Source organism: Xanthomonas sp. BRIP62418 (assembly GCF_003993495.1).
GTDB classification, from domain to species: Bacteria; Pseudomonadota; Gammaproteobacteria; order Xanthomonadales; family Xanthomonadaceae; genus Xanthomonas; species Xanthomonas euroxanthea.
Window position 1 is genome coordinate 89,506 of record NZ_QEZG01000035.1, and the last position, 25,662, is coordinate 115,167.

The following is a 25,662-nucleotide window of genomic DNA, read 5'->3' on the forward strand; positions in this document are numbered from 1 at the left end:
TGTGTTTTTGCCAATCCCCAATCACGAATGCCGAATCCCGTCATGACTCACTCCGTCGAAGACATCAAATCCGAAAGTCGCCGTCTGCGCGGGTCGCTGGAACAGAGCCTGGCCGATGCGGTGACCGGGGCGTTGCGTGAGGACGATCAGACCCTGATCAAGTACCACGGCAGCTACCAGCAGGACGATCGCGATATCCGCGATGAACGGCGTCGGCAGAAGCTCGAACCGGCGTATCAGTTCATGATCCGCACGCGTACGCCGGGCGGGGTGATCTCGCCCACGCAATGGCTGGCGCTGGATGACATCGCCACGCGGTACGCCAATCATTCGCTGCGCATCACCACGCGCCAGGCGTTCCAGTTCCATGGCGTGATCAAGCGCGAACTCAAGGCGACCATGCAGGCGATCAATGCCACCTTGATCGACACGCTGGCCGCCTGCGGCGATGTCAATCGCAACGTGCAGGTCGCCGCCAATCCACTGCTGTCGCAGGCGCATGCCACGCTGTATGCCGATGCCGCGCGGGTGTCCGAGCATCTGTTGCCCAATACCCGGGCGTATTACGAGATCTGGCTGGACGAAGAGCGCGTGTCCGGCTCCGGCAGCGAAGAAGAGCCGATCTACGGCGACCGTTATCTGCCGCGCAAGTTCAAGATCGGTTTCGCCGCGCCGCCGCTCAACGATGTGGACGTGTTCGCCAACGATCTGGGCTTCATCGCGATCCTGCGCGAGGGCGAGTTGCTCGGCTACAACGTCAGCATCGGCGGCGGCATGGGCGCCAGCCACGGCGATGCGGAAACCTGGCCGCGCGTGGCCAATGTCATCGGGTTTGTCACCCGCGACCAGTTGCTGGAGGTGGCCACCGCCGTGGTCACCACCCAGCGCGACTTCGGCAACCGTGCGGTGCGCAAGCGCGCTCGCTTCAAGTACACCATCGACGATCATGGCCTGGACATCATCGTGGCCGAGATCGAACGCCGTGCCGGCGTTGCGCTGCAACCTGCCAGGCCGTTCGCGTTCGAGCACAACGGTGACCGCTACGGCTGGGTCGAAGGCGATGATGGCCTGTCGCATCTGACCCTGGCCCTGCCGGCCGGGCGCATCGCCGATACCGACACCGCCGCGCATCTGAGCGGCCTGCGGGCGATTGCGCAATTGAACGTCGGCCAGTTCCGCATGACGCCCAACCAGAACCTGGTCATCGCCGGGGTGCTGGCCAGCGAGCGCGCACGCATCGATGCCCTGGTCGCCCAGTACGGCCTGGATGCCGGCAATCGCGCGCCCACCGCGCTGGCACGTGGCGCAATGGCCTGCGTGGCGCTGCCGACCTGCGGCCTGGCGATGGCCGAGGCCGAACGCTACCTGCCCGACTTCAGCGCGGCGTTGCAGCCGGTGCTGGAACAGCACGGACTGGCCGACACCCCGATCGTGCTGCGCCTGTCCGGCTGCCCGAATGGCTGCTCGCGCCCGTATCTGGCCGAGATCGCGCTGGTGGGCAAGGCACCGGGCCGCTACAACCTGATGCTGGGCGGCGATCGCCGCGGCCAGCGCCTGAACACGCTGTACCGCGAAAACATCACCGAAGCGGACATCCTCGCCGCGCTCGAGCCGCTGCTGGCGCGTTATGCGGCCGAACGCGACCAGGCCGGCGACGAAGGCTTCGGCGACTTCCTGCACCGCAGCGGCCTGATCGCGCTGCCGCCCTACCCCACACACCGTCACCTCGACCTGGAACTGCTCGCATGACCGCGCTGCCCGCTGCATCGATCACTGCATCCGCGCTGGACGACCTGGACGCGCTCAACGCGCAGCTGGAGGGCCTGCACGCCGACGAGCGCGTGGCCTGGGCACTGCAGCACGGCCCCCAGGAGGCGGCGCTGTCGTCCAGTTTTGGCGCCCAGTCGGCGGTCACCTTGCACCTGCTCACCCGGCAGCGCCCGGACATTCCGGTGATCCTGGTCGATACCGGCTACCTGTTCCCGGAAACCTACCGGTTTGCCGACGCGCTGGCCGACCGGCTCAACCTCAACCTCAAGGTCTATCGCCCGCTGGTCAGCCGTGCCTGGATGGAGGCGCGCCACGGCCGCCTGTGGGAACAGGGCATGGTCGGCATCGACCAGTACAACAACCTGCGCAAGGTCGAGCCGATGCGCCGCGCCTTGGACGAGCTCAACGTGGGCACCTGGTTCACCGGCCTGCGCCGCAGCCAGTCCGGCGGACGTGCACAGACGCCGATCGTGCAAAAGCGCGGCGAGCGCTACAAGGTCAGCCCGATTGCCGACTGGACCGACCGCGACGTGTGGCAGTACCTGCAGGCGCACGACCTGCCGTATCACCCGCTGTGGGAACAAGGCTACGTGTCCATCGGCGACTTCCACACCACGCGCCGCTGGGAACCGGGCATGCGCGAAGAAGAGACGCGCTTCTTCGGGCTGAAGCGCGAGTGCGGCATCCACGAGGACATCTGAGCACCACGCATCGCGCGCTCGTTACGAAGCTTGCATGCACCACCATGCGTCGAGTTTGCCGATGCACCCACCGCCGAGCGCGTCCCTGCCTCGGCGAGTCCACAGCGCATCGAGGTGACGCACACGTGCTCATGGCACGGGAACACGCGCCTGGTTGCGCTGCATCCAGTAGCGATCCAGCAACCACATCAGCACCAACGACACCCCGACCAGCGGGAAGATCAGCCCGCAGATCGCCAGCAGCACCAGCAGACCGCGCAGCGTGCGCGGATCTGCCGGCAACGGCGGCACGCCCAGGCCGCCGACCGGGCGACGTTTCCACCACATCACCGCCGCGCTCACGCACAGCAGCACGATCGCCGCGCACGCCAGCAACAGGATCAGCTGATTGGCCGTGCCGTATTGCTGGCCCAGATGCACGTTGATGCCCCATTCCAGCGCGCGTCCGACCGGCCCGTAATCGCGATAGCGCATGTCCAGCAGCACCGCGCCGCTGTACTGATCCAGATGGATCACGCGCTGGTGCTGCAGGTCAGCCGGATACACCGAAGCGGTGTACACGCCGGTGGCACCATGCGGCGGCGAGACGCTGTAGCCCGGCACGATGCCGAGTGCGTCGAAGCGCGCCATCGCCGCATCCAGCCCGATTGCACCGTGCCCCGGCGCTGCGACATGGCCGGTGCCACCGTGGGCGGCATGTTCCGACTGCACCGCGTGTTCTGACGGGCTTGGCTGTTCCGAGTGTTCCGAGTGTTCCGCATCCGCCAGCGTCACACCCGCCCGCCCGTCATGCAACCCCTCATCCACCCCCACGGCTCCACGCCCAGGCACCACAGATTCCGGCACGCGCGCCTGCCGCAACGACCACGCCGGATCGGTCGTCTCGGACAAGCGCTGTTGCGACATCGGCTGCTGCACCCGCAGACCGGCCGGGTAGCCGAAGTCCTGCCCGTTGACCCAGCGATTGACCTGCGCGCCCCACAGCCACGACCACGGCATCCCGGTCAGTGCCAGGAACAGCAACACCGCACCGACGCCCGCGCCGGTGACCGCATGCAGATCGCGCCAGAACAGCCGTTGCGCGGGCTTGCCGCGTACGCTGACCACCCCACCGCGGCGCCCGCGCGGCCACCACAGATACACGCCGGTGAGCACCAGCACGATCGCCCAGCCGGCTGCCATTTCGATCAACCCGCGCGCGAACGGCCCGACCAGGGCGAGACTGTGCAGCCGGCGAATCGTCCAGGCCAGGGTGCCATGCTCGGGCAGCGTGCCAAGCACGCGCGCGCGGTAGGGGTCGACATACACCACCTGCCGCGCACCGTGCGTATCGACCAGTCCGATCTCGGCGCTGGCATCGGCGCGGCTGGGCGTCGTGTAACGAAACAGGATGCCGCCATACCTGCGCTGCGCCGCATCGACTAGGCGTTGCGCAGGCGCCCGCACCTCGCCTACCGGCACGACCTTCAAGCCGTGGTGCACGCTGCGGTCGATCGCATCCTGGTACAGAAACGCCGCACCGGTCAGCGCCAGCCAGACGATGAAGGGCAACACCAGCAAGCCGGCATAGAAATGCCAGCGCCACACCGCGCGATAGAAGCGCCAGCGGCCATCCCGGCGCGGTTCGGTGACGCTGTCATCGACCATGATCGCGCGCATCAGAAGCTCCAGTCCCACGACAGCGACAGCGCACGTCCATCACCAGGCGAATAGCCGGAACTGCCAGTGTCGTACCACGCGTAGACGTAGGCGCGATCGGTGACATTGCGCAGCTGCAGGCTGAGCGCATTGCGCGCATCCACATTCCAGCGCGCGCCCAGATTGAGCAGGGCGTAACCACCGGTGCGGCCCAGCGTATTGCTGCGCTCCAGATAATAATCGCCTTGCGCAGTGCCCCAGGCGCTCAGCTGCACGGCCGCAGTGAGTTGCCACTCCAGCCCGGCGGTGGCCAGCCAGTGCGGCACGTTCTCGATCTCCTTGCCGCGCGTGGCCGGCGCACTCGGGTCGGGCGTGGCGATGCTGGCCTTTTGCCGCGCATACGACATCCAGGCCCGCCAGTGTTCGGCCGGCTGCAGGTTCAGTTGCGCATCCCAGCCGCGGCGCAGCGTGCGCCCGACATTGGCCACATCGCCGGCACCGGCCACGCCATTGACACCCAGAATGGTGGCCACTTCGCCGGAGGCGCGTTGCTCCCAATACGCCAGGCGGCCGTCCATCACCGCCGATGGCGCGAACTTGAAGCCGGCTTCCCAACCGTCGTTGATCGACGGGCCCAGATTGCCGGGCTGACGCCGGTACGCACCATCGCCGCTGCCGATCTGGAACGTCCGCCCCCAGTTGGCGTACGCACTGCTCTGCCCGGCCAACCGGTAGCTGGCACTGAACTTGGGCTGCTTGATGGTGCCGTAGTCGTAAGTCGGTGCGTAAATACCGGCACGCACGTCGTGCAGCTGCCCATCGACGCGGTCGATGCGATAGCCGGGCACCAGCTGCAGCCGCTCGATCGGCGTCAGCACCGCCTGCACATAGGCGCCGCGCGTGCGCAGGGTGTACTCCCAGTCACGCAGTTGCGCACCCCGCACCCGTGCCACGGTGCGGTAACGCTGCGACTGATTGTCCTGCCATTGCGCGTCCACGCCGGCTTCGAGATTGGCCGCCAGCGCGCCCCAATCCGGCTGCCAGTTGCCGCGCAACAGCAGGCCGCGGTGGGTTTCGTCGGTATCGCGTTCCTGCTGGAGGCCGGCGGCGGAAAAGCGCACCCAACGCCGATTGCGGTAGTCGTTCTGGTAGGCCTTGGCGCTCCACTGCGCAGCGGCACCCAGTGTGCCGTCCGCATGCAACGCGGTCTGCCGCAGCTGGCGTTCGCTGCGGTCGTCCTGCGCATAGCCCGGCGAACTGCGTGGCGCCGCACGCGCAGTGGCTGCATCCAGATAACCCGCCTCCAGCGCATGATTGTCGTAGTACCGCGTGGTGAGCCCGGCACGGAATGCGCCACCGGGGTCGGTGTAGAACCACTTGCCGGCCACGCTGCGTTTGCGCGCGTCGGCATGCTCGCGATAGCCATCGGAGTCGCGCCAGGCCAGCACATAGTTCTGGCTCCACGCGCCCTGTTCGAAACCCTTGCCCAGCTGCACCTCGCGCGCACCGAAACTGCCGGCCGTCACGCTCAGCCGGCCATCGTTGCCGCCGGTACGGGTCAGCACATCCACACTGCCGGCGATCGCATGCAGACCGTAGCGCGCATCGTTGGTACCGCGCACGATCTCGATCGCGCTGATGTCCTGCGGAAATACGGCATCCAGATACGGCATGCCGCCGGCGTTGTCGTTGCTGGGGATGCCGTCGATCAGCAACTTCACCGCATTGATCCGCCCCTCGCCATTGAAGCCGCGGAACGAGAACCGCCCCGCGTCGGTGCCCATGCGGAACTGGGTGACCTGCACGCCGGGCGCGCGCATCAGCAGCTCCCAGCTGTAGTCGACGTGTTGATCATGCAGCAGCTCGCCTCCGATCACATCCACCGAACTCAGCACGCGTGCCGCGCTCGGGCTGCGCTGCGGCTGCGCGTTCACCTGCACCTTGCCCAGGGTCAATGCCGCATCCTGCGCCTGCGCATCGCAGGCAGACCCACACACCAGCGCCAGCGATGGCGCGCACCACAGCGTTTTCAATAATCGCAACCACATGACCACCCCTTTGCCGTGCCGGCACGGCAACACCGCCGTGCGCCGCGGCATGACAGCGGGCACAGGCATCACTTCAGGAAGACGGGGCGTCCGTGCAACTGCGTGCAGGCGTGCCAGACGATCGGGCACGCAATCGCCACACCGCAGCGGACGCCCGCAATGGGGCCAGACTCACGCGTGCAGCGGCGGCCCACGTGCCCCGAGTGCGGCCCAACGCACCATCGCTACTGCGCGCGCGGGCCGGTGCACCGGCGCCGGCGCCGGCAGCCGGTGCAGCAGGCACAACACCAACAGCGCCAGCCACGGCAGCAGGCGCGCGGCCAGCACGCAGTAATCGCAGGCTTCGCCGTGGGTGGTGGCGTGTTCGCCGGTGTGCGACTTGTCTGGCGATGCAGCGAGGTGATGCTGATGCGCGGCTGCCTGTGCCGGCAGGGCGTGATGATCCGCATGCAGCGAACCGCCCGCGTCCAGCACCGGCCCGCTCATGCACATCGGCTCGACCGACGGCGCCTGGCTCCAGCGGCTGATCAGCGGCGCCACCAGCATCAGCAGCACTGCCAGACAGGCAAGCAGATGCAGGCAGGGGTGGCGACGGAGCGAGGGCATTGCGCGAGTGTAAGCCGCCACATGCCGCGGGGGCGATGGTGGCGGCCGGTGCGCGACCGCATGTCGCACCCGTCGGCACCGCTCACCCTGCCCACCACAAGGGCCGGTGGCGGAGTCCACACCCGCCCCCGAACCGCGCCGACACACAGGGGCAACCGTGGAAGGCCATGCACGGCGGTTGTCGAGGCCGGTAGTCACAGTTCCGGCAGTGGACATGACAGCGCCTACGTGGCCGGCCCTGGCATGCCCTATGCTTGTACATCACTCCAGTCATCCTGCGCGCGCATGAGCACCGTCCTGTCCGATCAAGCGGCCGAGCCCCTTCCCTGCGCTGCCAAGCCGCCGAGCGAGGCATTGCGCCTGCAGGCGCTGCGCAGCTACGGCATTCTCGACACGCCGCGCGAGGCCGCGTTCGAAGACATCACCAGGCTGGCCTCGATCATCTGCCAGACCCCGATCGCGCTGATCAGCCTGGTGGATGCCGACCGGCAGTGGTTCAAGAGCGAAATCGGCATGGGTGAGCGCGAAACGCCGCTGTTCAAGTCGATGTGCGCGCATGCGTTGCTCGACAGCGACGTGCTGGTGGTCCCAGACACACGCCAGGATGTGCGCTTCGCACGCAATCCGCTGGTGACCGGCGAGGCACCGCTGCATTTCTATGCCGGTGCGGTGCTCAAGACCAGCGAAGGCCTCCCGCTGGGCACGGTCTGCGTGCTCGACCGGCAGCCGCGCCAACTCAGCGACGAACAGGTCGATGCGCTGCGCGCACTGGCGCGCCAGACCATGGCGCAGCTGGAGCTGCGCCGCGCGCTGCAGGTGGCCGAAGAGTCTGACCGCTACCGCAGTCGCCTGATGGCCATCGCCGGGCACGACCTGAAGACCCCATTGCGTACCGCCGCCTATGCCATCGACAAGATGCGCCGGCATGCCAACGTCGATTCCATCCCGACCCTGGTCACCGCGCGCGATGCGATCAATCTGGTGGCACGCAACCTCGACGAGCTGGCCACCCTGGCCGCCGCCAGCGAGACCGCCTCACCGGATCTGCAGCCGCTGGCACTGGAAGATGTACTGCATGCGGTGCTGGGCGTGTGGCGGCAACCCGCAATCGACAAGTGCCTGGCCTTGCGCCATGTACCCACCTCGCTACGCGTGCGCAGCCATCCCACGCTGTTGACCACCTTGCTCGGCAACCTGATCGGCAATGCGGTCAAGTACACCGAACGCGGGCGCGTGTTGGTCGGCGTCCGGCGGCGCCCCGGCCATGCGGTGGTGGAAATCATCGACAGCGGCATCGGCCTGAACCTGGACCACCCCGAACAGGTGTTCCAGGCCTTCCGCCAGGCCGACCCGCGCAGCGACGGGCTGGGCATCGGCCTGTGGATCGTGCACCGCACCGCCGAAACCCTGGGCTGCGAAGTGGATGTGCGCCCCCGCCCAAGCGGCGGCACCTGCTTTTCGGTACGCATCCCGCTGGCCTGACAACGGCGCTCGGCAGCGCCGCGCCAGACCGCCGCCACCGCGCAGCAGATGGCGCTGGCTTGCTGGCGCTGCGCAGACCGGCACGCTCCGGTCGATAGCGCAAAAAAAAGGCGGACCCGGGCTCCCGACCCGACTCCGCCGCCAAGCACGCCAGGTCTCTCCCCAGGGACCCGGGTGCGCCGGTCGTTCCCGTGCGCAGCCTCGCGCAACGGTGCTGCGACAGCGCTGGCAACCGCTTGACGACACCGACAAACAGACCGGCCATGCGATGTACCGCATCGCCGGTCCCGCGCCGTCCACCCCTGGACGTTCGAGAGTGTCGCGTCATGGTTGCTACAAGGATTTACGACAGCGCAGCGCCCAACTTGATGCGGCCAGACCACACCGCCGCGGCCACCCTGACACCTGTAGGGAGAATCACTGACAGCATGCATTCCAGTCAGCGCAGGTGATTGGCCAGGCCATTGATAACACGATGGTTTTTCCGGAAAGCGGGCGCTGCGGCGCAGCATTGCGATGGCTTTCGCCGATTACCGTCAACCGTCTCAATCCTCCGAATCGGCCGCATCCTGGCGTGCGAACCAGTCCGCCGAATGCACCTCGTCTGCCGCAACCTCCAGCAACTGGCGCAACACCGCCAGCGGAATCTGCACCTGGGTGCCATCGGCCTGCACTGCCACCCAGAGCGACTCGTCCCGGGCATCAGCCAATACCGTCAGTACCGCATGCTCGCGTCCCTCGATGCTTGCCGACAGCTGCAACGCCATGCCGCCATCCTGATCGGGTAACCACAGCCGGCTCAGTGGTGGACGCAGGGGCTCGGTCATCGGGTTCAGCGCCTCACAGTGGCGAACGGGGAGCGCGTGCAGTCAACCGGGTCGGCACACCCTGCACGCAGACCGCAGTGTACGAACTGTCGCCATCGATTCCGAACACCGACAGCCAGCATGATGCAGTTGCATCGCTGCTAGGTGGACGTACTTGCTGTGTGACTTATGCCGGTACGCGCGCAGGCGCCCGCAGCCAACACCGGCAGCCATCGCCTGCGGGGGCGATCGATGCGCGGTGGCGCAACCGGACGCGGCACCACGCCTCAACTCGTCACCGCAGCTGACTGGCAGGCAATGCCCCTGCTTTACCTGCAGCCACCGACAACACCCGGTGGTGCTTGCGCGCGTGCCGGCGTGGGACCTTATGCGGCATGGATGCCGCATAAGAGCCTACATGGACGTACTTGCGACGTGTCCCACGCCGGTATGCGCGCAAGCGCCTTTCAGTGACCGAAGTATTCGTACAAGACCGTGCATAGGTGGGTGCGGGAATAGCCTGTGCGCGGCACCTTCACTCCTCATGTCCGCTGATAGGCAAGCAATGCTTTCGCTTCTCCTGCAGCCATCGACACCAATCGGTGGTGCTTGCGCGCATACCGGCGTGGGACCTTGAGCGGCATGGATGCTGCACCAGAGCCTACATGGACGTACTTGCGGCGTGTCCCATGCCGGTATGCGCGCAAGCGCCCCCCAGTGACGAAGCCCTCTCGCAAACCCCGCAGACGTCGTGAGCAAGCGTGGTCGATGCGCGCTGCAATCTTCGACAGGCGTTTCAGCTGGTAATGGTCTGGGTCAGGGATTCCCAGGTTGGCGGCAATGGCCAGGCCGGGGCCTGGTTGCCGTCCAGCACGCGGCGCAGGTCGCGCTTGTCGATCTGCGGCGCCAGCACATGCACCAGGTCCAACGCGTAGTCGCGCAGCACACGGTCGCGCGGCAGCACCGCCCAGGCGATGCACTCGGCGATCGGCGCCGGTGCCGGCCAGGCGCGTAGGTCCTCGTCGCTGGCGCTGACCGCCATCTCCGCCACCAGGCCAACGCCGAGGCCGGCGCGCACATAGGTCTTGATCAGGTCCGCATCCAGCGCGGTCAGCGCGATGCTCGGCTCCAGCCCGACCTGCGCGAACGCGCGCTGCAGCGAGGAGCCCGGCCGCGTGGAGGATTCGTAGCTGATCAACGGATGTTGCGCCAGGGCCTGCATGTCCGGCGCGGCACGTGCCTGGTCCAGCGGATGGCCGCGCGGCACGATCACCAGCCGACGCCAGCGATACAGCGGCACCGCGATGCCGGCGCTCGGTTCGCCACCGGCGGTGCTGACCACCGCAATATCCGCATCGCCCTGGCTGAGCAGGTCCAGCGCCGCGCTTTCGGCGGCCTGCTGCAGATGCACGCTGACCTGCGGATAGGCGTGCTTGATCTGCGCCACCGCCGGCGGCAGCACGAAGCGCGCCTGGGTATGGGTGGTGGTCAGGGTCAGCTGGCCCTGGCTCTCGCGGCGCTGGTTGGCCGCATAGGTGCGGATGTTGTTGGCTTCCGACAGCACAGAGCGCGCGCGCTCGATCACTTCCACGCCGGCCGGTGTCACCGCATCCAGGCTGCGCCCCTTGCGCACGAACAGCAGAAAGCCCAGCTCGTCCTCCAGCTGCTTGAGCTGCTTGGACAGACCGGGCTGGGTCGCATGCACGCGCGCGGCCGCGAGCGTGATGTTGAGCTCGGCATCGGCGATGGCGACCAGATAACGAAGTTGGGTCAGCGTCATGGGCTTATATCCAAAAAAGCGCGAGGCGCCACGAGGAACTCGACTGTAGAGGAGTTCTGCAGGCCAGCTTATAACCGAACGCTATTTTCAGGGTGTATGAAGTCATTTCCGACGGCTATATGCCGGCGTTACGGTCTGGCCCTCCCCTCTCGATGCGCTGTCCGTGCCCTCTGTGTTCCCGCTTCTTGCCGACCTGCGTGGCCGTGCCGTCCTGGTGATCGGCGGCGGCGCCGAGGCCGAGCACGCCACCGCCGCGTTGCTGCAGGCCGGCGCACTGCCGCTGGTGGGCGCACCGGAACTCAGCCCGCAGCTGCGCGCCTGGGCGCAGGCCGGGCGGCTGCGCTGGCTGGTGGGACGGTTCGAGCCGGCCTGGCTGGACCTGCCCGATCAACCGGTCTGGCTCACCATCGCCGCCAGCACTGCGCCCGACCTCAACGACGCGCTGCGCGCCGCGGCCAGCGCGCGGCGCCTGCTCACCCACGACGCCGCACCCGCCGCTTCGGACGCCCAACCTGCGCGGTCGCCGGCGCCCCGCACCAGGGTCGGCCAGCTTTCCCCCGGCAGCGTGACCCTGGTCGGTGCCGGCCCCGGCGACCCCGGCCTGCTCACCCGGCATGCCCTGCGTGCGCTGCGCCAGGCCGATGTGCTGCTCTACGATCGCCTGGTCAGCCCACAGATCCTGCAACTGGCCCGGCGCGACGCCCTGCGCGTGGAAGTCGGCAAGGCCGCCCAGGGCCACAGCACGCGCCAGGAACAGATCCATGCACTGATGCGCGAGCACGCGCGCGCCGGGCGCCGCGTGGTGCGGCTGAAGGGCGGGGACCCGTTCGTGTTCGGCCGCGGCGGCGAAGAGCTGGAATTCCTGCGCGCGCACGGCATCGGCTTCCAGGTCATCCCCGGCATCACCGCCGCGGTCGCCTGCGCCGCCTACGCCGGCATTCCGCTCACCCATCGCGACCATGCCCAATCGCTGCGGCTGATCACCGCGCACTGCAAGGATTCGCTCGACACACTGGACTGGCAGGCGCTTGGCCAGGAACGCCAGACCCTGGCCTTCTACATGGGCGTGGCCGGCCTGGAGGGCATCCAGCAGCGCCTGCTGCAGGCAGGTCGCGCGCCGACCACTCCGTTCGCGCTGGTGGAAAACGGCTCGCGCCCGCAGCAACGCGTGATCACCGGCACGCTCGCCGGCCTGGCCGCCACCGCGCAGCAGCACGCGGTGCGTGCGCCAGCCCTGCTGATCCTGGGCGAGGTCGCCGGGCTGGCCGCCAGCCTGCACTGGTTCGGCGCCGCGCCGTTGAGCGCGCCCCCGCCCCCGCACTCACCCATCGCAACGCCCGACGCGCCCACACTCGCCCACGCAGCCTGATTCCGACGGAGACCCCATGGCCCTGTACGACAACATCCTCGACACCATCGGCCGTACCCCGGTGGTCAAACTCCATCGCCTCGCTCCGGACCACGTGACCTTGTACGTCAAGGTCGAGTCGTTCAATCCGGGCGGCTCGGTCAAGGACCGCCTGGCGCTGGCGATCATCCTCGATGCCGAACAGCGCGGCCTGCTCAAGCCCGGCGACACCATCGTCGAGGCCACCTCCGGCAATACCGGCGTGGCGCTGGCGATGGTGGCCGCCGCGCGCGGCTACAAGTTCGTCGCCACGATGGTGGAAACCTTCTCCATCGAACGCCGCAAGCTGATGCGCGCCTATGGCGCCAAGGTGATCCTGACCCCGGCGGCCGAGCGCGGCAGCGGCATGGTGCGCAAGGCCAAAGAGCTGGCCGAGCAGCATGGCTGGTTCCTGGCCAGCCAGTTCGCCAATCCGGCCAATCCGGCCTACCACCGCAACACCACCGCCGCGGAAATCCTGCGCGACTTCGCCGGGCTCCGGCTGGACCATTTCGTCACCGGCTGGGGCACCGGTGGCACGCTCACCGGCGTGGGCGAAGTGCTGCGCGTGGCCCGCCCGGAAGTGCGCATCACCGCCACCGAGCCGGCTGGCGCTGCGCTGTTGCAGGGCCAGGACTGGAAGCCGCACAAGATCCAGGGCTGGACCCCGGACTTCGTGCCGGAAGTGCTCAACCGCGAGGTCGCCCACGACGTGCTGAGCGTGGAAGACACCGACGCGATCACCGTGGCGCGCCGCCTGGCCGCCGAAGAAGGCATCTTCACCGGCATCTCCGGCGGCGCCACTGTCGCCACCGCATTGCGCGTGGCCGAAGGCGCGGCGCCCGGCGCAGTGGTGCTGGCGATGCTGCCCGACACCGGCGAGCGCTATTTCTCCACGCCGCTGTTTGCCGACATCAACGAAGGTTCCGACGACGATTGGCTGGCCGGTCTGCCCTGATCGATCACGTCGTTGGCTTGCACGCACAGGCCGCGCCCATAGCGCGGCCTGCTTGCTTGTGGGTCCACCCAGGCACCGCCCCTGGCCTTCTGCGGTATGCGATTCTGTTGAAGAAGCGCGTCTGGGCAATGAATCCGGCCGCCACTACAGCGCCTGTTGCGCGCGCGTGTGGCGCCGGCCGTAAGTGCTCGACCGTCGGTGATACGGCCGGTCGGCGATTGAGCCGATCGATCGCATCGGCGTGTTCTCAAGCCTCCCTTAGGGCAACCGCCACAGCCGTTTCCGGCAATCGCAGCAGGTGAGATGAATGGGCGATAGCGTGCCCGTTCCGCGACGCGCGCCCCATCACGCGTTCCTCATGCAAATCCCATAATTATCGCGCTATGAAGATCGAAGTCTGGCAAGGCGACATCACCGAACTCGACGTTGACGTCATCGTCAACGCCGCCAACGAATCACTGCTGGGCGGTGGCGGCGTGGATGGCGCCATCCATCGCGCAGCCGGCCCGCGCCTGCTGCAGGCCTGCGAAGCATTGCCGCAGGTGCGTCCGGGCGTGCGCTGCCCCACCGGCGAAATCCGCATCACCGACGGGTTCGACCTCAAGGCGCGGCATGTCTTTCATACCGTCGGCCCGGTCTGGCGCGATGGCAAGCACAACGAGCCGGAACAACTGGCCAACTGCTACTGGCAATCGTTGAAACTGGCCGAGCAGATGATGCTGCACTCGATCGCGTTCCCGGCCATCAGCTGCGGGATCTACGGCTATCCGCTGTACCAGGCCGCACGCATCGCCGTGACCGAAACCCGCGACTGGCAGCGCTCGCACAAGGTGCCCAAGCACATCGTGCTGGTGGCCTATAACGAAGCGACGTTCAAGGCCTACCAGCAAGCCCTGGCCGCGCAGGAAACCGCTGCCGCCTGACGCTTGCGATGCAGCAGGTGCGGGGATGACGAGCGCCGCGAGGCGCTCGTTGCATTTGGGCAGGTACGCAGGCGCAGCGCGGTCCACGCAAACGAAAACGCCGGCAGCGATGCCGGCGTTCTTGCTACGTTCGATCCGGCCGCAAGGCGGCCGACACGGCGATCAACCCTTCCACTTGCCCAGTGCGGCCAGGCCGTTTTCCTTGGCGCGCTCATAGATGATCTGCTGCGCCTTGGCGACGTTGCCGGTCATGTCCTTGGCCCACAGCTTCAGCGCAGCCTGCTGCATCGCACGGCCATACGAGAAGCTCAGCGGCCACGGCAGGTTGCCGAGCTGATGCATCTCGTTGAGGTGGGCGGTGGACTGCTCGTCGGTCTGGCCGCCGGACAGGAACACGATGCCCGGCAGGATCGCCGGTACGGTCGACTTCAGGCACATCACGGTGGACTCGGCCACTTCCTCCACGCTGGCCTGCTCTTCGCAGCCCTTGCCGGAGATGACCATCGAGGCCTTCAGGATGGTGCCTTCGAGCACGACATTCTGCTCATACAGCGCGCCGAACAGCGAACGCAGCGTGGCTTCGGTGACTTCGTAGCAGGTCTCGATGTCGTGGTTGCCGTCCATGATCACTTCCGGCTCGACCATCGGCACCAGGCCCTGCTCCTGGCACAGCGCGGCGTAACGCGCCAGCGCATGCGAGTTGGCCTCGATGCAGGTGCCGGAGGGGATGTCTTCGCCGATGTTGATGACCGCACGCCACTTGGCGAAGCGTGCGCCCAGCGTGTAGTACTCCTCCAGACGCGCGCGCAGGCCGTCCAGGCCTTCGGTGACCAGCTCGCCCGGCATGCCGGCCAGCGGCTGCGCACCCTTGTCGACCTTGATGCCCGGGATGATGCCGTGGGCGGTCATGTACTCGGCGAACGGCACGCCGTCCTTGGTCTTCTGACGGATGGTCTCGTCGAACAGGATGGCGCCGGAGATGTAGTCGCTCAGCTTGGGCGTGGTCAGCAGCAGTTCGCGATAGGCGCGACGGTTTTCTTCGATGTTCTCGATGCCGACGCTGGCAAAACGCTTGGCGATCGTGCTGGTCGATTCGTCGATGGCGATGATGCCCTTGCCCGGGGCGACCATGGCCTGGGCGGTTTCGGCAAGCTGTTCGATGCTCATGTAGTTCCTGTGGCAGCTGCGGGGGAGAAGGAAAGTATAGCGACGAAAGTCGTACACATTCCTTCACGGAATGTCTGCAACCGATTACACATGTGCGGCATGACAGGATGTGTGGCGCTGCTCGCAGCGTGATGCGCGTGCCTCGCGCTATGCGCGCCTGCAGGCGCATCACGCACCGCAGACCATGTCCCGCACAGCACAACGGCGACCCGCAGGCCGCCGCTGTATTTGCAGGCAACGATGGTGGGCCAGCGCGTGCATCGACCTGCGACGCACGCGCGGCTCAGGCCAGGCGTTACAGCTCGCCCAGGCCGCTGGCGCGGCCGTCCTCGCCCACTTCCAGCAGGCGCAGCGTGTTGGTGGCGCCATGGGTTTCCATGTGCTCGCCGCTGGTGAACACCACGCGGTCGCCCGGTCCCATGCGCTCGTTCTCCACCAGCAGGCGGATCGCCGCACGTGCGGCTTCGCGCGGGGTCAGGCCGCGGCTGTCGAAGCTGATCGGGAACACGCCACGCATCATCGCCATGTGGCGGCGTGCGCCATCGTGACGGGTGAAGGCGTAGATCGGCATGTTGGAACGGAAGCGCGACAGGTAACGCGGCGTGCCGCCGGACTCGGTCAACGCAACCACGCCGGCCAGACCGATGTGTTCGGACAGGAACATGGTCGCCATTGCGATCGCCTGGTCGGCGCGCTGCAGATTACGTTGCGCCGCTTCGAAGTCGGTGTCGAACTCGAACTGGCGCTCGGCACCCAGACAGATGCGTGCCATCGCTTCCACCGCACGCACCGGGTAGGCGCCGGCCGCGGTTTCAGCCGAGAGCATCACCGCGTCGGTGCCGTCGATCACCGCATTGGCCACGTCGAGCACTTCGGCGCGGGTCGGGATCGGGCTTTCCACCATCGACTGCAGCATCTGCGTGGCGGTGATCACCACTTTGTTCTGCGCCAGCGATTCGCGGATGATCTTCTTCTGCAGGCCCGGCAATTCGGCATCGCCGATTTCCACGCCCAGATCGCCACGCGCCACCATCACCACGTCGGAGGCTTCGACGATCTCGACCAGGTTCTCGATCGCTTCGGTGCGCTCGATCTTGGACACCAGCGCGGCATCGCAGCCATGCTGACGCGCGATACGGCGCGCATCGTTCATGTCCTCGGCGTTGCGGCAGAACGACACCGCGATGAAGTCCACGCCGATCTTGGCGACGATGCCGATCAGCTCCTTGTCGCGCTCGGTCAGCGCGCCCAGCGACAGGCCGCCGCCCTGCTTGTTCAGGCCCTTGCGATCGGACAGCACGCCATCGTTGAGCACGGTGGTGACGATGCGCTGACCCTGCACCTCGGTCACCTGCAGCTGCACCAGGCCATCGTCCAGCAGCAGCACGTCGCCGGCGGCCACGTCCTGCGGCAGGCCGAGGTAGCTGACGCCAACCTGGTGCTGGTCGCCCGCGGGCGCATTGGGGTCGGCCACCAGGTCGAAACGCTCGCCGGTGGTCAGCTTGATCTTGCCTTCGGCAAAGCGTTCGACGCGGATCTTCGGACCCGGCAGGTCGGCCAGGATGCCGACTTCGGCACCGACGCGGACGGCCGCGGCGCGCACTTCGGCAGCGCGCTTGGCCTGGCCGGACGGGTCGCCGTGGCTGAAGTTGAGGCGCACCACGTTGACGCCGGCCTTGAACAAGGCCTCCAGCACACCGGGCGGATCCGTCGCCGGTCCGAGCGTGGCAAGGATCTTGGTGCGGCGTTGACGTTCTTTCATGATGGCCTCCCTGTAAAAGCCGCGAAACTTAACACACGCGTCACCTACCGAGGATGGCATTGCGGCATAGCCACCCTCGCATTCCGGCATGTCCTGTAGACAGTGCGGGACAGTACGTACGCTTTCCGCAGCGCGCTGGGCGCGCGGCGGGTTGTTGCTGTGGGCTGCCACCCTAACGCGGCAGCGGTGAAGGTCCCACGGTTCGCAGCGGTCAGCAGACGACAGCGAGCGGACGCCGGGGCGCCGACGCTGCGCGCCCCTCGCCGCCTGCGCATGCGGCCACGCCCAGGCGAGCGCCGGCCGCGCTCGCCTGGCAATGTGCACGGCTGCGTGGTCCGTCAGCCCTGTCCATCGATCAGGGCGCGCAACTCGGCAGGGGTGTGTGCGATCGCGCCCGCACCTGCGCCCCGCAGCTCGGCTTCGTCGCCGAAGCCCCACAACACGCCGATGCTATGGATGCCGTGATGGTTGGCGCCATCGATATCCATCCGGCGGTCGCCGATCATCACGCAGCCGGTCTTGGCAATGTCCAGGCGTCGCAAGGCTTCGGCAATCAGGTCCGGCTTGAAACGGCGCTCGCCGTCTTCGCTGGCCCCGATCACGTTCTCGAAGCACGCACCGAACGGCAGATGCTCGACGATGCGGCGCGCGTAACGCTCGTTCTTCGAGGTCACCACCGCCAGGCGATGACCGGCGCGCTGCAGGTCCATGACGACCGCACCGATACCGTCGAACACGCTCAGTTCGGTCCAGCCCACCGCGTCGTAACGCTGGCGATACGCCGCCAGTGTGCGCTGCACCAGCGCCGGGTCATCGGGAAAACAGTCGGTGAAGCTGTCGCGCAGCGGCGGGCCGATCCACGCGCGCAGGGTTTGCGGCGAGGGTCGCGGCTGGCCCACCGCGTCGAAGGCATGCACGATGCTGGCGACGATGCCCGGCTCCGAATCGACCAGGGTGCCGTCCAGATCGAAGAACAGCGTGGCTGCACTCACTTGCCGCGCGCCTCGAGTGCCGCCACCGCCGGCAGGGTCTTGCCTTCCAGGAATTCCAGGAACGCGCCGCCGCCGGTGGAGATGTAGGTGACGTCCTTGGCGATGTCGTACTTGTCCACCGCAGCCAGGGTGTCGCCGCCACCGGCGATCGAGAACGCCTTGGAGCTGGCGATCGCACGCGCCAGGGTTTCGGTGCCGTGGCTGAAGGGTTCGAACTCGAACACGCCGACCGGCCCGTTCCACACCACGGTGCCGGCACTGGCGATCAGCTCGGCGTAGCGCGTGGCGGTCTGCGGGCCGATGTCCAGGATCAGATCGTCGGCCTCCACCGCATCGAGCGACTTCACCGTCGCCTCGGCATCGGGCAGGAACTGCTTGGCGACGACCACGTCGGTGGGCAACGGAATCTCCGCGCCGCGCAGCTTGGCATCGGCGACGATCTGGTTGGCGGTGGGAATCAGGTCCGGCTCGCTCAGGGACTTGCCCACCGCATGCCCGGCCGCGGCGATGAAGGTGTTGGCGATGCCGCCGCCGACGATCAGCTGGTCGACCTTGTTGACCAGGTTGGACAGCAGCTCCAGCTTGGTGGACACCTTGCTGCCGGCCACGATCGCCAGCAGCGGCTTGGCCGGGTTGTCCAGTGCCTTGGCCAGCGCATCGAGTTCGGCCATCAACAGCGGGCCGCCGGCAGCCACCGGCGCGAAGCGGATCACGCCATGGGTGGAGGCCTGCGCGCGATGCGCGGTGCCGAAGGCATCCATGACGAACACATCGCACAGCGCGGCGTACTTGCGCGCCAGGGTTTCGTCGTCCTTGCCCTCGCCGACGTTCATGCGGCAGTTTTCCAGCAGCACCACCTGACCCGGCGCCACCTCCACGCCATCGACCCAGTCGCGCACCAGCGGCACGTCCACGCCCAGCAGCGCGGTCAGGCGCGCGGCCACCGGCGCCAGCGAATCTTCCTCGGTCCAGCTGCCTTCCTTGGGGCGGCCCAGGTGCGAGGTGACCATCACCGCGGCGCCCTTTTCCAGCGCCAGTTGGATGGTGGGCACCGACGCGGTGATGCGCTGCTCGGAGGTGATCTGGCCGTTGTCGATCGGCACGTTGAGATCCTGGCGGATCAGCACGCGCTTGCCGGAGAGATCGAGGTCGGTCATGCGGACGATGGACATGGGGTCAGCTCGCTAGGTCTGGGGAATGGGGATTCGGGAATCGGGATTGGGGAATCGAAAAAGCAGCCGGTACACGTGGCGCCGATGTCTGGGCGCTGCGCAGATGGATGGCGTGGGGCAGCCGTTGCACGCTGGCGTTGCGCCCGCGTGCAGGTCGCGGAGATTGCAGCTTGCCTGCCGCGCATATCGCCGCCCATACGGCTGACGATGCGGGGGATGGTCGGTCGAGGACGACGGGCAATGCGGCTGCCTTGGCGACGGGGGATGCCCATTGTCGGACCTTCGCGCCGCAGCGGCAAACCGCCGTGCGGCGCGCGGGTCGTCAGGGGCTGCGATTGGCCGCCGGGCTGCGCAGCAGACTCACGGCGAAACCACCGACCAGCACGGCGCCGCCGATCAGCAGCCCCCATAGCAACCAACGCTTCCAGTCGCGCGGCGTGGCGGCCGGCTGCAGTGCGGCATCGCCGGCCAGCGGCTGCGCCTGCGCGGCGATGCTGGCAGGCGCCGGTTGCCACTGCGCGCCGCGTTCGCGGCGCAGCGCCTGCAGCATCGAGGCCAGTGGCGCGTCTCCGCGTTGCACGCGCGCGCTGCCCGCGACCACGGCATACGGCGGCTGCCCCTGGGCGAGGAACATCATCCGCTCCGGCTGGTAGCCCACGCGTAGCGTCGGCCTCGCGGTGCTGCGGCCTTGTGCGGCGAGCAAGCGCCATTGGCGATCACGCACCGGGGCCGACAGCTGTTGCGGCGGGGACGCGGCGGCGTTGCCGGCACCGAGTCGATACGCCAACCACGGCCCGGCGCGGCGCAGCCACGGCGCGTCATCGGCATCACGGCTTTCCGCGATCCATTCGACCGCCTCGGCCTGACCGCCGCTGACATCGACCTGGGTGACCGGAAAGCGCCCGGGCAAGGCATACAGCACCGCCTTGTCCTGTGCGGTGCCCGGCAACTCCAGCCACTGCGATTGCAGCGGCGCAGCGACGCCGTCCAGCTCCGCATCGACCGCGCGCAAGGCCGGCAGCGCGCCCGACACCGGCACGATGCGCAGATAGCGCGCACCCTCGTCCAGGGCGATACGGCGTTGCTGCAGACGTTGCGCCTGGTTGTCCAGCGCCATCACGGTGGCATCGGCGGCCAGCACGCGCCAGTCGCGCAGATCGTCGCTGCCTTCCACACGCAGCCGCGCCTGCACCGGCGTGTTGCCGTCCCAGTCCAGCCACAGCGCACGCGGACGATCACCCAATGCGCTGGCATCGATCAACCAGCTGCCACCGGCACCTGCAGCGGCGCCGGTGGCAAAACGGCCTTCCAGCCGCCGCACGGCGCCACTGGCATCGCGTTCGGCGATCAGCTGCAGGTCGCCGTTGGCAGGCGCCGCACCGGCCGGCAGCGCAAACACGGGCAGGCGTTGCCGACGCGGCGCGGCAGCCGGCGCGGCATCCACCGGCAAGAGCGCGGCCGGCATCTCCTCGCCACGCGCATCGATCACCGCGACATCGCGCAGCCCTGCGTCCTGTGCGCTGCGATAGATCGCTGCGTTCAAGCGCAGCTGATACAGGCCGGCGTCCGAGCCGGCCACCTGCAGCGGCCACTGTTGCCGATAGTCCTGGCGCACATCGGCCGCCTGCGCCATCAGCGGCACCAGCAGCAGCCATCCCCATTGCCTCGATTTCATGCCTGTTCCTTGTCGACGCCATCGTCTCCGACGGCCTGCGCATCGGCCACCGGCTGGCGCGGCGGCGCCGGTGCCAGGTAGCCCACCACGGTGCACAACAGGCCATAGGCCATGAACGAGCCGATGCCAAGCAGATTGCCCAGATGCTGGCGGTCGACCAGCACCAGCTTGGCCAGCACCAGGCCCATCAGCAACGCACCGCCCAGCCACAGCCCACGCTGACCGCGCCGCGAGCCGATCACCCAGCCCAGCACGCCTAGCACGCTCCACACGATGGTCAGGCTGGTCTGCGACAGGGTCGCGCCGATCAAGCCGGCGTCCCATGCCACGCCACCCCAGTGATGCACGCTGTGCAGGGTGCTGCCGGTGACCAGGGCCCAGCCCAGGACACCCAGCGCAGTCACCCGCCACCGCCGCACGACCAAGGGCGCGTGCGCGGACCACGCCCACCGCGCCAGCAGGGCCAGCACCGCCAGTTGCGCCAGCTCGGCCGGATTGAGCAAGGGCAGCCACGGCAATGGCGCGGCGCTCACCGGGTCCAGCAGCACGATCAGCCAACCGCTGCCCAGCACCGCGAACACACAGCCCAGCAACGCGTTGCGTGCCCGATCGAAGCCGGCGCCTTGCGGCCACGCCAGCCACGGCCAGCGCAACAGGCCCACTGCCGCCACGCCCAACCAGGGCGCGGCCAGCAAGGCGCAACGCCAGCCATGTGCGAGCATGAAGGTGTCGGCCAGCCAGGCCACGCCCAGCGACACCACCAACGGCCACAGCAGCCACCAGATGAACTGCGCGGCCACGGCGCCTGCGCCGTGCTGCCTGCGCAGGCACCACAGCGCGCGCGTGCCTGCCACGGCAAACGCCAGCCAGGCCAGCGCCCCCCAATGGGCGAACGGTTGCGTATGCGCATGGCATTGCCACAGCGCCAACGGCGCAGCCAGCGCCAGCCCGGCCATCGCCGTCCACACCAGCGCCGTTGCCGGGCGACGCCGATGCACCTCGGCGGCCAGCCACACGGTGAGCGCGACAAACCCCAGCAGCAGATCCGGCTCGCTGCGCAGATCGCCGGCAAAGCGCAGGATCTCGTGCACGCCGCACAGCGTCCACCAGCCCAGCCCCCACAGATACGCCACCAGCGCGCGGCGCGGCTGCCCTGCATCGCGCAGGAACCAGGCACTGGCCCAGCCAGCCAGTGCAAGCAGCAGGGTGCTCATGCAGGTGGCGTTTGCCACCGCCACCGCGTCGTAACGCCAGGCATCCACACCGAAGGCGACACCCACCGCCGCCAGCAACTGCAATGCCACCCCGCTGAACTGCGAGATCCGACGCCGTTGCCGCAGCCCCAGCCACAGCAGACCGGCACCCTCCAGCGCAAAGACGCTGGCGGTGGCACGCGCCGACAGTGCCAGCGGCACGGCAAGGGTGGCAAAGCCGACCGCCAGCATCGCGTGCGCCTGGCCCAGCAGACGCGTGGAGGCACGCCGCAGCAACCAGCGGGCCAGACCCGCGTACAGCGCAGCCACCGCCAACGCGCACAGCGCCAACGGCAAGCGTTCACCATCCAGCAGGCGCGCCTGCAACGCGAAGGCCACCAGCGGGGTGCCGAACAACAGGCTGCCGTCGATGCGCTTGCCCGCACTGCCATCGCCACGGCGCGCGTGCAGGACCGGGATTGCCACATACATGGCGAAGAACAGCAGCAGGAACGGCTCGGTGGTGGCAAATTTCGCCGGGGTGTATTGCAGCGCGCCCCACAGCGTGCCGATGCCGAAGGTGAAGGCGAATCCGAGCAGGTTCAGCACCCGCCACGGGCGCGTCCAGGCGATCGCCACGATGCCGGCGTTGAGCACCGCGTAATACGCAAACAGCGCGACATGATTGCCGCTGCCGGTGGACAGCCAGATCGGCGCAAGGAAGCCGGCCAGCACCCCCAGCACCGCCAGCGTGCGCGAATCCTGCACCACCGCCAGCACGCACATGCCCGCAATCAGCACCACGCTGATGCCCATCGCCAGGCCTGCGCCGAGCAGCCCGTACAACTTGAACGCGGCAAACACCGTCAGCAGCAAGCCGCCGATGGCCCCGCCCTGCAACGCCAACGCAAAGCCGGGCCGCTGCAGCCGCTGCTTCCAGCCCAGCACCAGGCCGGCGAGCGCCAGCACACTGATGCCGGCCAGCCGCAGCTCGATCGGCATGCGCATCCAGCCCTGGTCGGTGGCGTACTTCAACAGCGACGCCACGCCGGCCAGCAACACCAGCATGCCGACCTTGACCGGCACGTTGCCTTCGGTGAACCAGCGCTTCACCGCGCTGGCCGCGCGCGCCAGCGGGCCTGGTCCGGACGGAACGTCGTACGCTTGCTGCTCGAATTTCGCAGGTGCAGCGGCCAGGGGCGGTGCTTGGACTGCACTGCGTGCCGTAGCAGATGCGGGCACCTGTGCGGGCAATGATGGCGGCATCGGTCTCGGCATCGGCGCGACCGGCGACGGCGCAGCGTGCACATCTGCGGCGGCAGGCCGCTCAGGGGCGCCAGACCCAGACAGGCCGAGGTCGGACGCCTCCCGCGCGCCCCATGTACCGACTGGCGACTGCATTGGGCTGTGCACCGCCGCCGCGTCCGCGCCGCCTGCGCCGCTGGCCTGCCATTGCGCAAGCCGCTGTTCCAGCGCATCCACGCGCCGCCGCAGGCCGGCGATCCACACCAGGGCGATCACCAACCCTACCGGCACCGCAAGCAGCAACAGCACCACCGACACGATCATCGTTTCCAACGCGTAACCCCTGAGTCGGCATCCGGCCGAATGCGCGAACCATACAGGCTCAGGACGCGTCTGGGCAGCCAATCCCTGGCTGAAGCGCAGCGACGCGCTGCCGCCAGGGGCACCGGCACGCAATGGCTACATGCATCGACATGCCCCCAAGAAAAACGCCCGGTAGAACCGGGCGTTTGAACATCATTCGCGGTAGCCGCTGTCGTTCTTGTTATGGATGATCCAGATCAGGTTGCCGCCGGTGTCCATCGACTTGCCAGCGAACACCAGGCGCCCCTGGCCCTTGTAGGCCATCTCATACCGGTAGCGGTCGCCGCCGAAGAAGAACGGGATGAACGCCTTGCCGGTCACGTAGGAGCCCTGATCGTTCGGCTGACCAATCAGGTCGGTGACCTGCTTCATCGGCATGCCGATCTTCAGCTGGGTGAACTTGCTGTCAGGCGCCGGCTTGCCGGTGATCTCGCCTTCGTAATCGTTGATGCCCTTGACCGTTTCGCCATAGCCCGCCTCGACATCGGCCGACTTGATCACCTCGCCATCGGCATTCATCCAGGCCGGCGTACCGGTCTGCTTTTTCGCGGCCCAAGTGGTCGACGGAGCCGACACCGCAATCACCACACCGAGCGCCAATACGCCCGCCAGAAATTTACTCATGAGTTTTGTTCTCTCGATCCATGGAGTTCCCCGATCCTTCGTACACGACACGGGAACGACCGCCGTGCCCGCAAATTAGCGCACGTGGGCCTCGCAAAGTCCACTTCCCGTACTGCCGACGACGCGGTGACGGCATCAGCACACGTCACGTTCCGGCACATACAAAACGAAAGGCCCCGGCATGCCGGGGCCTTCACTCGTCGCCTAGGCGCGAGGTTTACTTCGCGACAACCCGCACCATTTCCAGGCACTTGTTGGAATAGCCCCACTCGTTGTCGTACCAGGACACCAGCTTGACGAAGGTCGAATCCAGCGCGATGCCGGCGTCGGCGTCGAACACCGAGGTGCAGGTTTCGCCGCGGAAGTCGGTGGCCACGACCTTGTCTTCGGTGTAACCCAGCACGCCCTTCAAGGCGCCTTCGCTCTGCGCCTTCACTTCGGCACAGATCTCGGCATAGGTGGCCGGCTTTTCCAGCTCGACGGTGAGGTCGACCACCGACACGTCCGAGGTCGGCACGCGGAAGCTCATGCCGGTCAGCTTCTTGTTGAGCTCGGGAATCACCACGCCCACGGCCTTGGCGGCACCGGTGGAGGACGGAATGATGTTCTCCAGGATGCCGCGCCCGCCGCGCCAATCCTTGTTCGACGGGCCGTCCACGGTCTTCTGCGTCGCGGTGGCCGCGTGCACGGTGGTCATCAGGCCGCGCTTGATGCCCCACTTGTCGTTGATCACCTTGGCCAGCGGCGCCAGGCAGTTGGTGGTGCACGAGGCGTTGGAGACGATCGCTTCGCCGTTGTAGGTCTTGTCGTTGACGCCGAACACGAACATCGGCGTGTCGTCCTTGGACGGTGCCGACAAGATCACCTTCTTGGCGCCGGCGTCGATGTGCTTCTGCGCGGTTTCCTTGGTCAGGAACAGGCCGGTGGACTCGATCACCACGTCGGCACCGACCGCATCCCACTTGAGGTTGGCCGGGTCGCGCTCCTGCGTCAGGCGGATCTTGTTGCCGTTGACGATCAGCGTGTTGCCATCGACCGACACATCGGCCTTGAAGCGGCCATGCACCGAGTCGTACTGCAGCATGTAGGCGAGGTAATCGGGCTCGAGCAGGTCATTGATGGCCACGATCTCGATGTCATTGGCGAAGTTCTGCACCGCAGAGCGCAGCACGTTGCGGCCGATGCGACCGAATCCGTTGATGCCAACCTTGATTGCCATGTTCACTAGCTCCTGCGGCCGCGATGGCGCGGCGGATGGAAAGGGACCGCCATTCTAGCAGCGTCGCACTCCCGCAGCCGTGCTGCAGCCAGCGCTGCGGCATGTGGCGCCAGGGCGTTGTGCCGTGGTGCATGCGGGGCGGGGATTGGGG

At 67.6% G+C, this 25,662-nt stretch carries 19 protein-coding genes; 6 read left to right on the plus strand and 13 right to left on the minus strand.

Going from position 1 to position 25,662, the window contains the following annotated elements:
- Nucleotides 1-27 precede the first annotated feature (27 nt).
- Both cysI and EO174_RS10200 read left to right on the plus strand, forming a co-directional pair.
- Nucleotides 28-1,749: an assimilatory sulfite reductase (NADPH) hemoprotein subunit gene (cysI, locus tag EO174_RS10195; RefSeq protein ID WP_126944269.1), complete on the plus strand. Its 1,722-nt coding sequence runs from the start codon at nt 28-30 to the stop codon at nt 1,747-1,749.
- Nucleotides 1,746-2,471 carry a phosphoadenylyl-sulfate reductase gene (locus EO174_RS10200; protein WP_126944272.1) on the plus strand — a complete coding sequence of 242 codons (726 nt, stop codon included), beginning with the start codon at nt 1,746-1,748 and terminating at the stop codon, nt 2,469-2,471. Before cysI ends, EO174_RS10200 begins: the two co-directional genes overlap by 4 nt.
- Nucleotides 2,472-2,600: 129 nt before the next feature.
- Here the strand turns inward: EO174_RS10200 and EO174_RS10205 are convergent, their stop codons facing one another.
- From EO174_RS10205 to EO174_RS10215, 3 genes are all read right to left on the minus strand, one after another.
- A complete protein-coding gene (locus tag EO174_RS10205) occupies nt 2,601-4,130 on the minus strand; it encodes a PepSY domain-containing protein (RefSeq protein ID WP_126944275.1) in 1,530 nt (509 codons plus the stop codon).
- Nucleotides 4,130-6,133 (minus strand): TonB-dependent receptor, encoded by a 2,004-nt coding sequence (locus EO174_RS10210; RefSeq protein WP_164740165.1) that lies wholly within the window; start codon nt 6,131-6,133, stop codon nt 4,130-4,132. Before EO174_RS10210 ends, EO174_RS10205 begins: the two co-directional genes overlap by 1 nt.
- 195 nt (nt 6,134-6,328) lie before the next feature.
- Nucleotides 6,329-6,763, minus strand: a complete 435-nt coding sequence (locus EO174_RS10215; protein WP_126944281.1) for a DUF2946 family protein — start codon at nt 6,761-6,763, stop codon at nt 6,329-6,331.
- 285 nt (nt 6,764-7,048) lie between these two features.
- Between EO174_RS10215 and EO174_RS10220 the strand changes: the two genes are divergently transcribed.
- Entirely contained in the window at nt 7,049-8,245 is a 1,197-nt protein-coding gene (locus EO174_RS10220; RefSeq protein ID WP_104583689.1) for a GAF domain-containing sensor histidine kinase, read from the plus strand.
- 545 nt (nt 8,246-8,790) lie between these two features.
- Here the strand turns inward: EO174_RS10220 and EO174_RS10225 are convergent.
- Complete coding sequence (locus EO174_RS10225) at nt 8,791-9,072, minus strand: hypothetical protein (RefSeq protein ID WP_104648890.1); 282 nt, start codon at nt 9,070-9,072, stop codon at nt 8,791-8,793.
- A 775-nt stretch (nt 9,073-9,847) separates the two neighbouring features.
- Nucleotides 9,848-10,831, minus strand: a complete 984-nt coding sequence (locus tag EO174_RS10240) for a LysR family transcriptional regulator (RefSeq protein WP_104648889.1) — start codon at nt 10,829-10,831, stop codon at nt 9,848-9,850.
- A 163-nt stretch (nt 10,832-10,994) separates the two neighbouring features.
- Between EO174_RS10240 and cobA the strand changes: the two genes are divergently transcribed.
- From cobA to EO174_RS10255, 3 genes are all read left to right on the plus strand, one after another.
- Nucleotides 10,995-12,200, plus strand: coding sequence for a uroporphyrinogen-III C-methyltransferase (gene cobA / locus EO174_RS10245; protein WP_126944289.1), 1,206 nt, complete (start codon nt 10,995-10,997; stop codon nt 12,198-12,200).
- 16 nt (nt 12,201-12,216) lie between these two features.
- On the plus strand, nt 12,217-13,176 hold the full coding sequence (gene cysK / locus EO174_RS10250) for a cysteine synthase A (RefSeq protein WP_126944292.1): 960 nt from the start codon (nt 12,217-12,219) through the stop codon (nt 13,174-13,176).
- A gap of 383 nt (nt 13,177-13,559) precedes the next feature.
- The gene (locus tag EO174_RS10255) at nt 13,560-14,099 is read left to right on the plus strand and encodes an O-acetyl-ADP-ribose deacetylase (RefSeq protein ID WP_024938170.1); all 540 of its coding nucleotides are present in this window, start codon (nt 13,560-13,562) and stop codon (nt 14,097-14,099) included.
- A gap of 162 nt (nt 14,100-14,261) precedes the next feature.
- Here EO174_RS10255 and EO174_RS10260 read toward each other — a convergent pair whose 3' ends face one another.
- From EO174_RS10260 to gap, 8 genes are all read right to left on the minus strand, one after another.
- Complete coding sequence (locus EO174_RS10260; protein ID WP_104583694.1) at nt 14,262-15,266, minus strand: class I fructose-bisphosphate aldolase; 1,005 nt, start codon at nt 15,264-15,266, stop codon at nt 14,262-14,264.
- A 295-nt stretch (nt 15,267-15,561) separates the two neighbouring features.
- The gene (gene pyk, locus EO174_RS10270; protein WP_104583696.1) at nt 15,562-17,028 is read right to left on the minus strand and encodes a pyruvate kinase; all 1,467 of its coding nucleotides are present in this window, start codon (nt 17,026-17,028) and stop codon (nt 15,562-15,564) included.
- A 338-nt stretch (nt 17,029-17,366) separates the two neighbouring features.
- Entirely contained in the window at nt 17,367-18,020 is a 654-nt protein-coding gene (locus tag EO174_RS10275) for an HAD family hydrolase (RefSeq protein ID WP_126944295.1), read from the minus strand.
- Nucleotides 18,017-19,192, minus strand: a complete 1,176-nt coding sequence (locus EO174_RS10280; protein ID WP_104583698.1) for a phosphoglycerate kinase — start codon at nt 19,190-19,192, stop codon at nt 18,017-18,019. Before EO174_RS10280 ends, EO174_RS10275 begins: the two co-directional genes overlap by 4 nt.
- 322 nt (nt 19,193-19,514) lie before the next feature.
- Nucleotides 19,515-20,867, minus strand: a complete 1,353-nt coding sequence (locus tag EO174_RS10285) for a DUF3999 domain-containing protein (RefSeq protein WP_126944298.1) — start codon at nt 20,865-20,867, stop codon at nt 19,515-19,517.
- Nucleotides 20,864-23,638, minus strand: coding sequence for a DUF2339 domain-containing protein (locus EO174_RS10290; RefSeq protein WP_126944301.1), 2,775 nt, complete (start codon nt 23,636-23,638; stop codon nt 20,864-20,866). The genes EO174_RS10285 and EO174_RS10290 overlap by 4 nt, the downstream gene beginning before the upstream one ends.
- A 183-nt stretch (nt 23,639-23,821) precedes the next feature.
- On the minus strand, nt 23,822-24,292 hold the full coding sequence (locus EO174_RS10295; protein ID WP_115677300.1) for a hypothetical protein: 471 nt from the start codon (nt 24,290-24,292) through the stop codon (nt 23,822-23,824).
- Between the two features lie 217 nt (nt 24,293-24,509).
- A complete protein-coding gene (gene gap / locus EO174_RS10300; protein ID WP_104648883.1) occupies nt 24,510-25,511 on the minus strand; it encodes a type I glyceraldehyde-3-phosphate dehydrogenase in 1,002 nt (333 codons plus the stop codon).
- Nucleotides 25,512-25,662 lie beyond the last annotated feature (151 nt).

Bases quoted from the DNA above. Each gene is read 5' to 3' on its own strand.
- gap (WP_104648883.1), bottom strand. From the start codon at position 25,511: ATGGCAATCAAGGTTGGCATCAACGGATTCGGTCGCATCGGCCGCAAC.
- EO174_RS10260 (WP_104583694.1), bottom strand. From the start codon at position 15,266: ATGAGCATCGAACAGCTTGCCGAAACCGCCCAGGCCATGGTCGCCCCG.
- cysK (WP_126944292.1), top strand. From the start codon at position 12,217: ATGGCCCTGTACGACAACATCCTCGACACCATCGGCCGTACCCCGGTG.
- cysI (WP_126944269.1), top strand. From the start codon at position 28: ATGCCGAATCCCGTCATGACTCACTCCGTCGAAGACATCAAATCCGAA.
- EO174_RS10205 (WP_126944275.1), bottom strand. From the start codon at position 4,130: ATGCGCGCGATCATGGTCGATGACAGCGTCACCGAACCGCGCCGGGAT.
- pyk (WP_104583696.1), bottom strand. From the start codon at position 17,028: ATGAAAGAACGTCAACGCCGCACCAAGATCCTTGCCACGCTCGGACCG.
- EO174_RS10255 (WP_024938170.1), top strand. From the start codon at position 13,560: ATGAAGATCGAAGTCTGGCAAGGCGACATCACCGAACTCGACGTTGAC.
- EO174_RS10215 (WP_126944281.1), bottom strand. From the start codon at position 6,763: ATGCCCTCGCTCCGTCGCCACCCCTGCCTGCATCTGCTTGCCTGTCTG.
- EO174_RS10220 (WP_104583689.1), top strand. From the start codon at position 7,049: ATGAGCACCGTCCTGTCCGATCAAGCGGCCGAGCCCCTTCCCTGCGCT.
- EO174_RS10200 (WP_126944272.1), top strand. From the start codon at position 1,746: ATGACCGCGCTGCCCGCTGCATCGATCACTGCATCCGCGCTGGACGAC.
- EO174_RS10280 (WP_104583698.1), bottom strand. From the start codon at position 19,192: ATGTCCATCGTCCGCATGACCGACCTCGATCTCTCCGGCAAGCGCGTG.
- EO174_RS10285 (WP_126944298.1), bottom strand. From the start codon at position 20,867: ATGAAATCGAGGCAATGGGGATGGCTGCTGCTGGTGCCGCTGATGGCG.
- EO174_RS10295 (WP_115677300.1), bottom strand. From the start codon at position 24,292: ATGAGTAAATTTCTGGCGGGCGTATTGGCGCTCGGTGTGGTGATTGCG.
- EO174_RS10240 (WP_104648889.1), bottom strand. From the start codon at position 10,831: ATGACGCTGACCCAACTTCGTTATCTGGTCGCCATCGCCGATGCCGAG.
- EO174_RS10225 (WP_104648890.1), bottom strand. From the start codon at position 9,072: ATGACCGAGCCCCTGCGTCCACCACTGAGCCGGCTGTGGTTACCCGAT.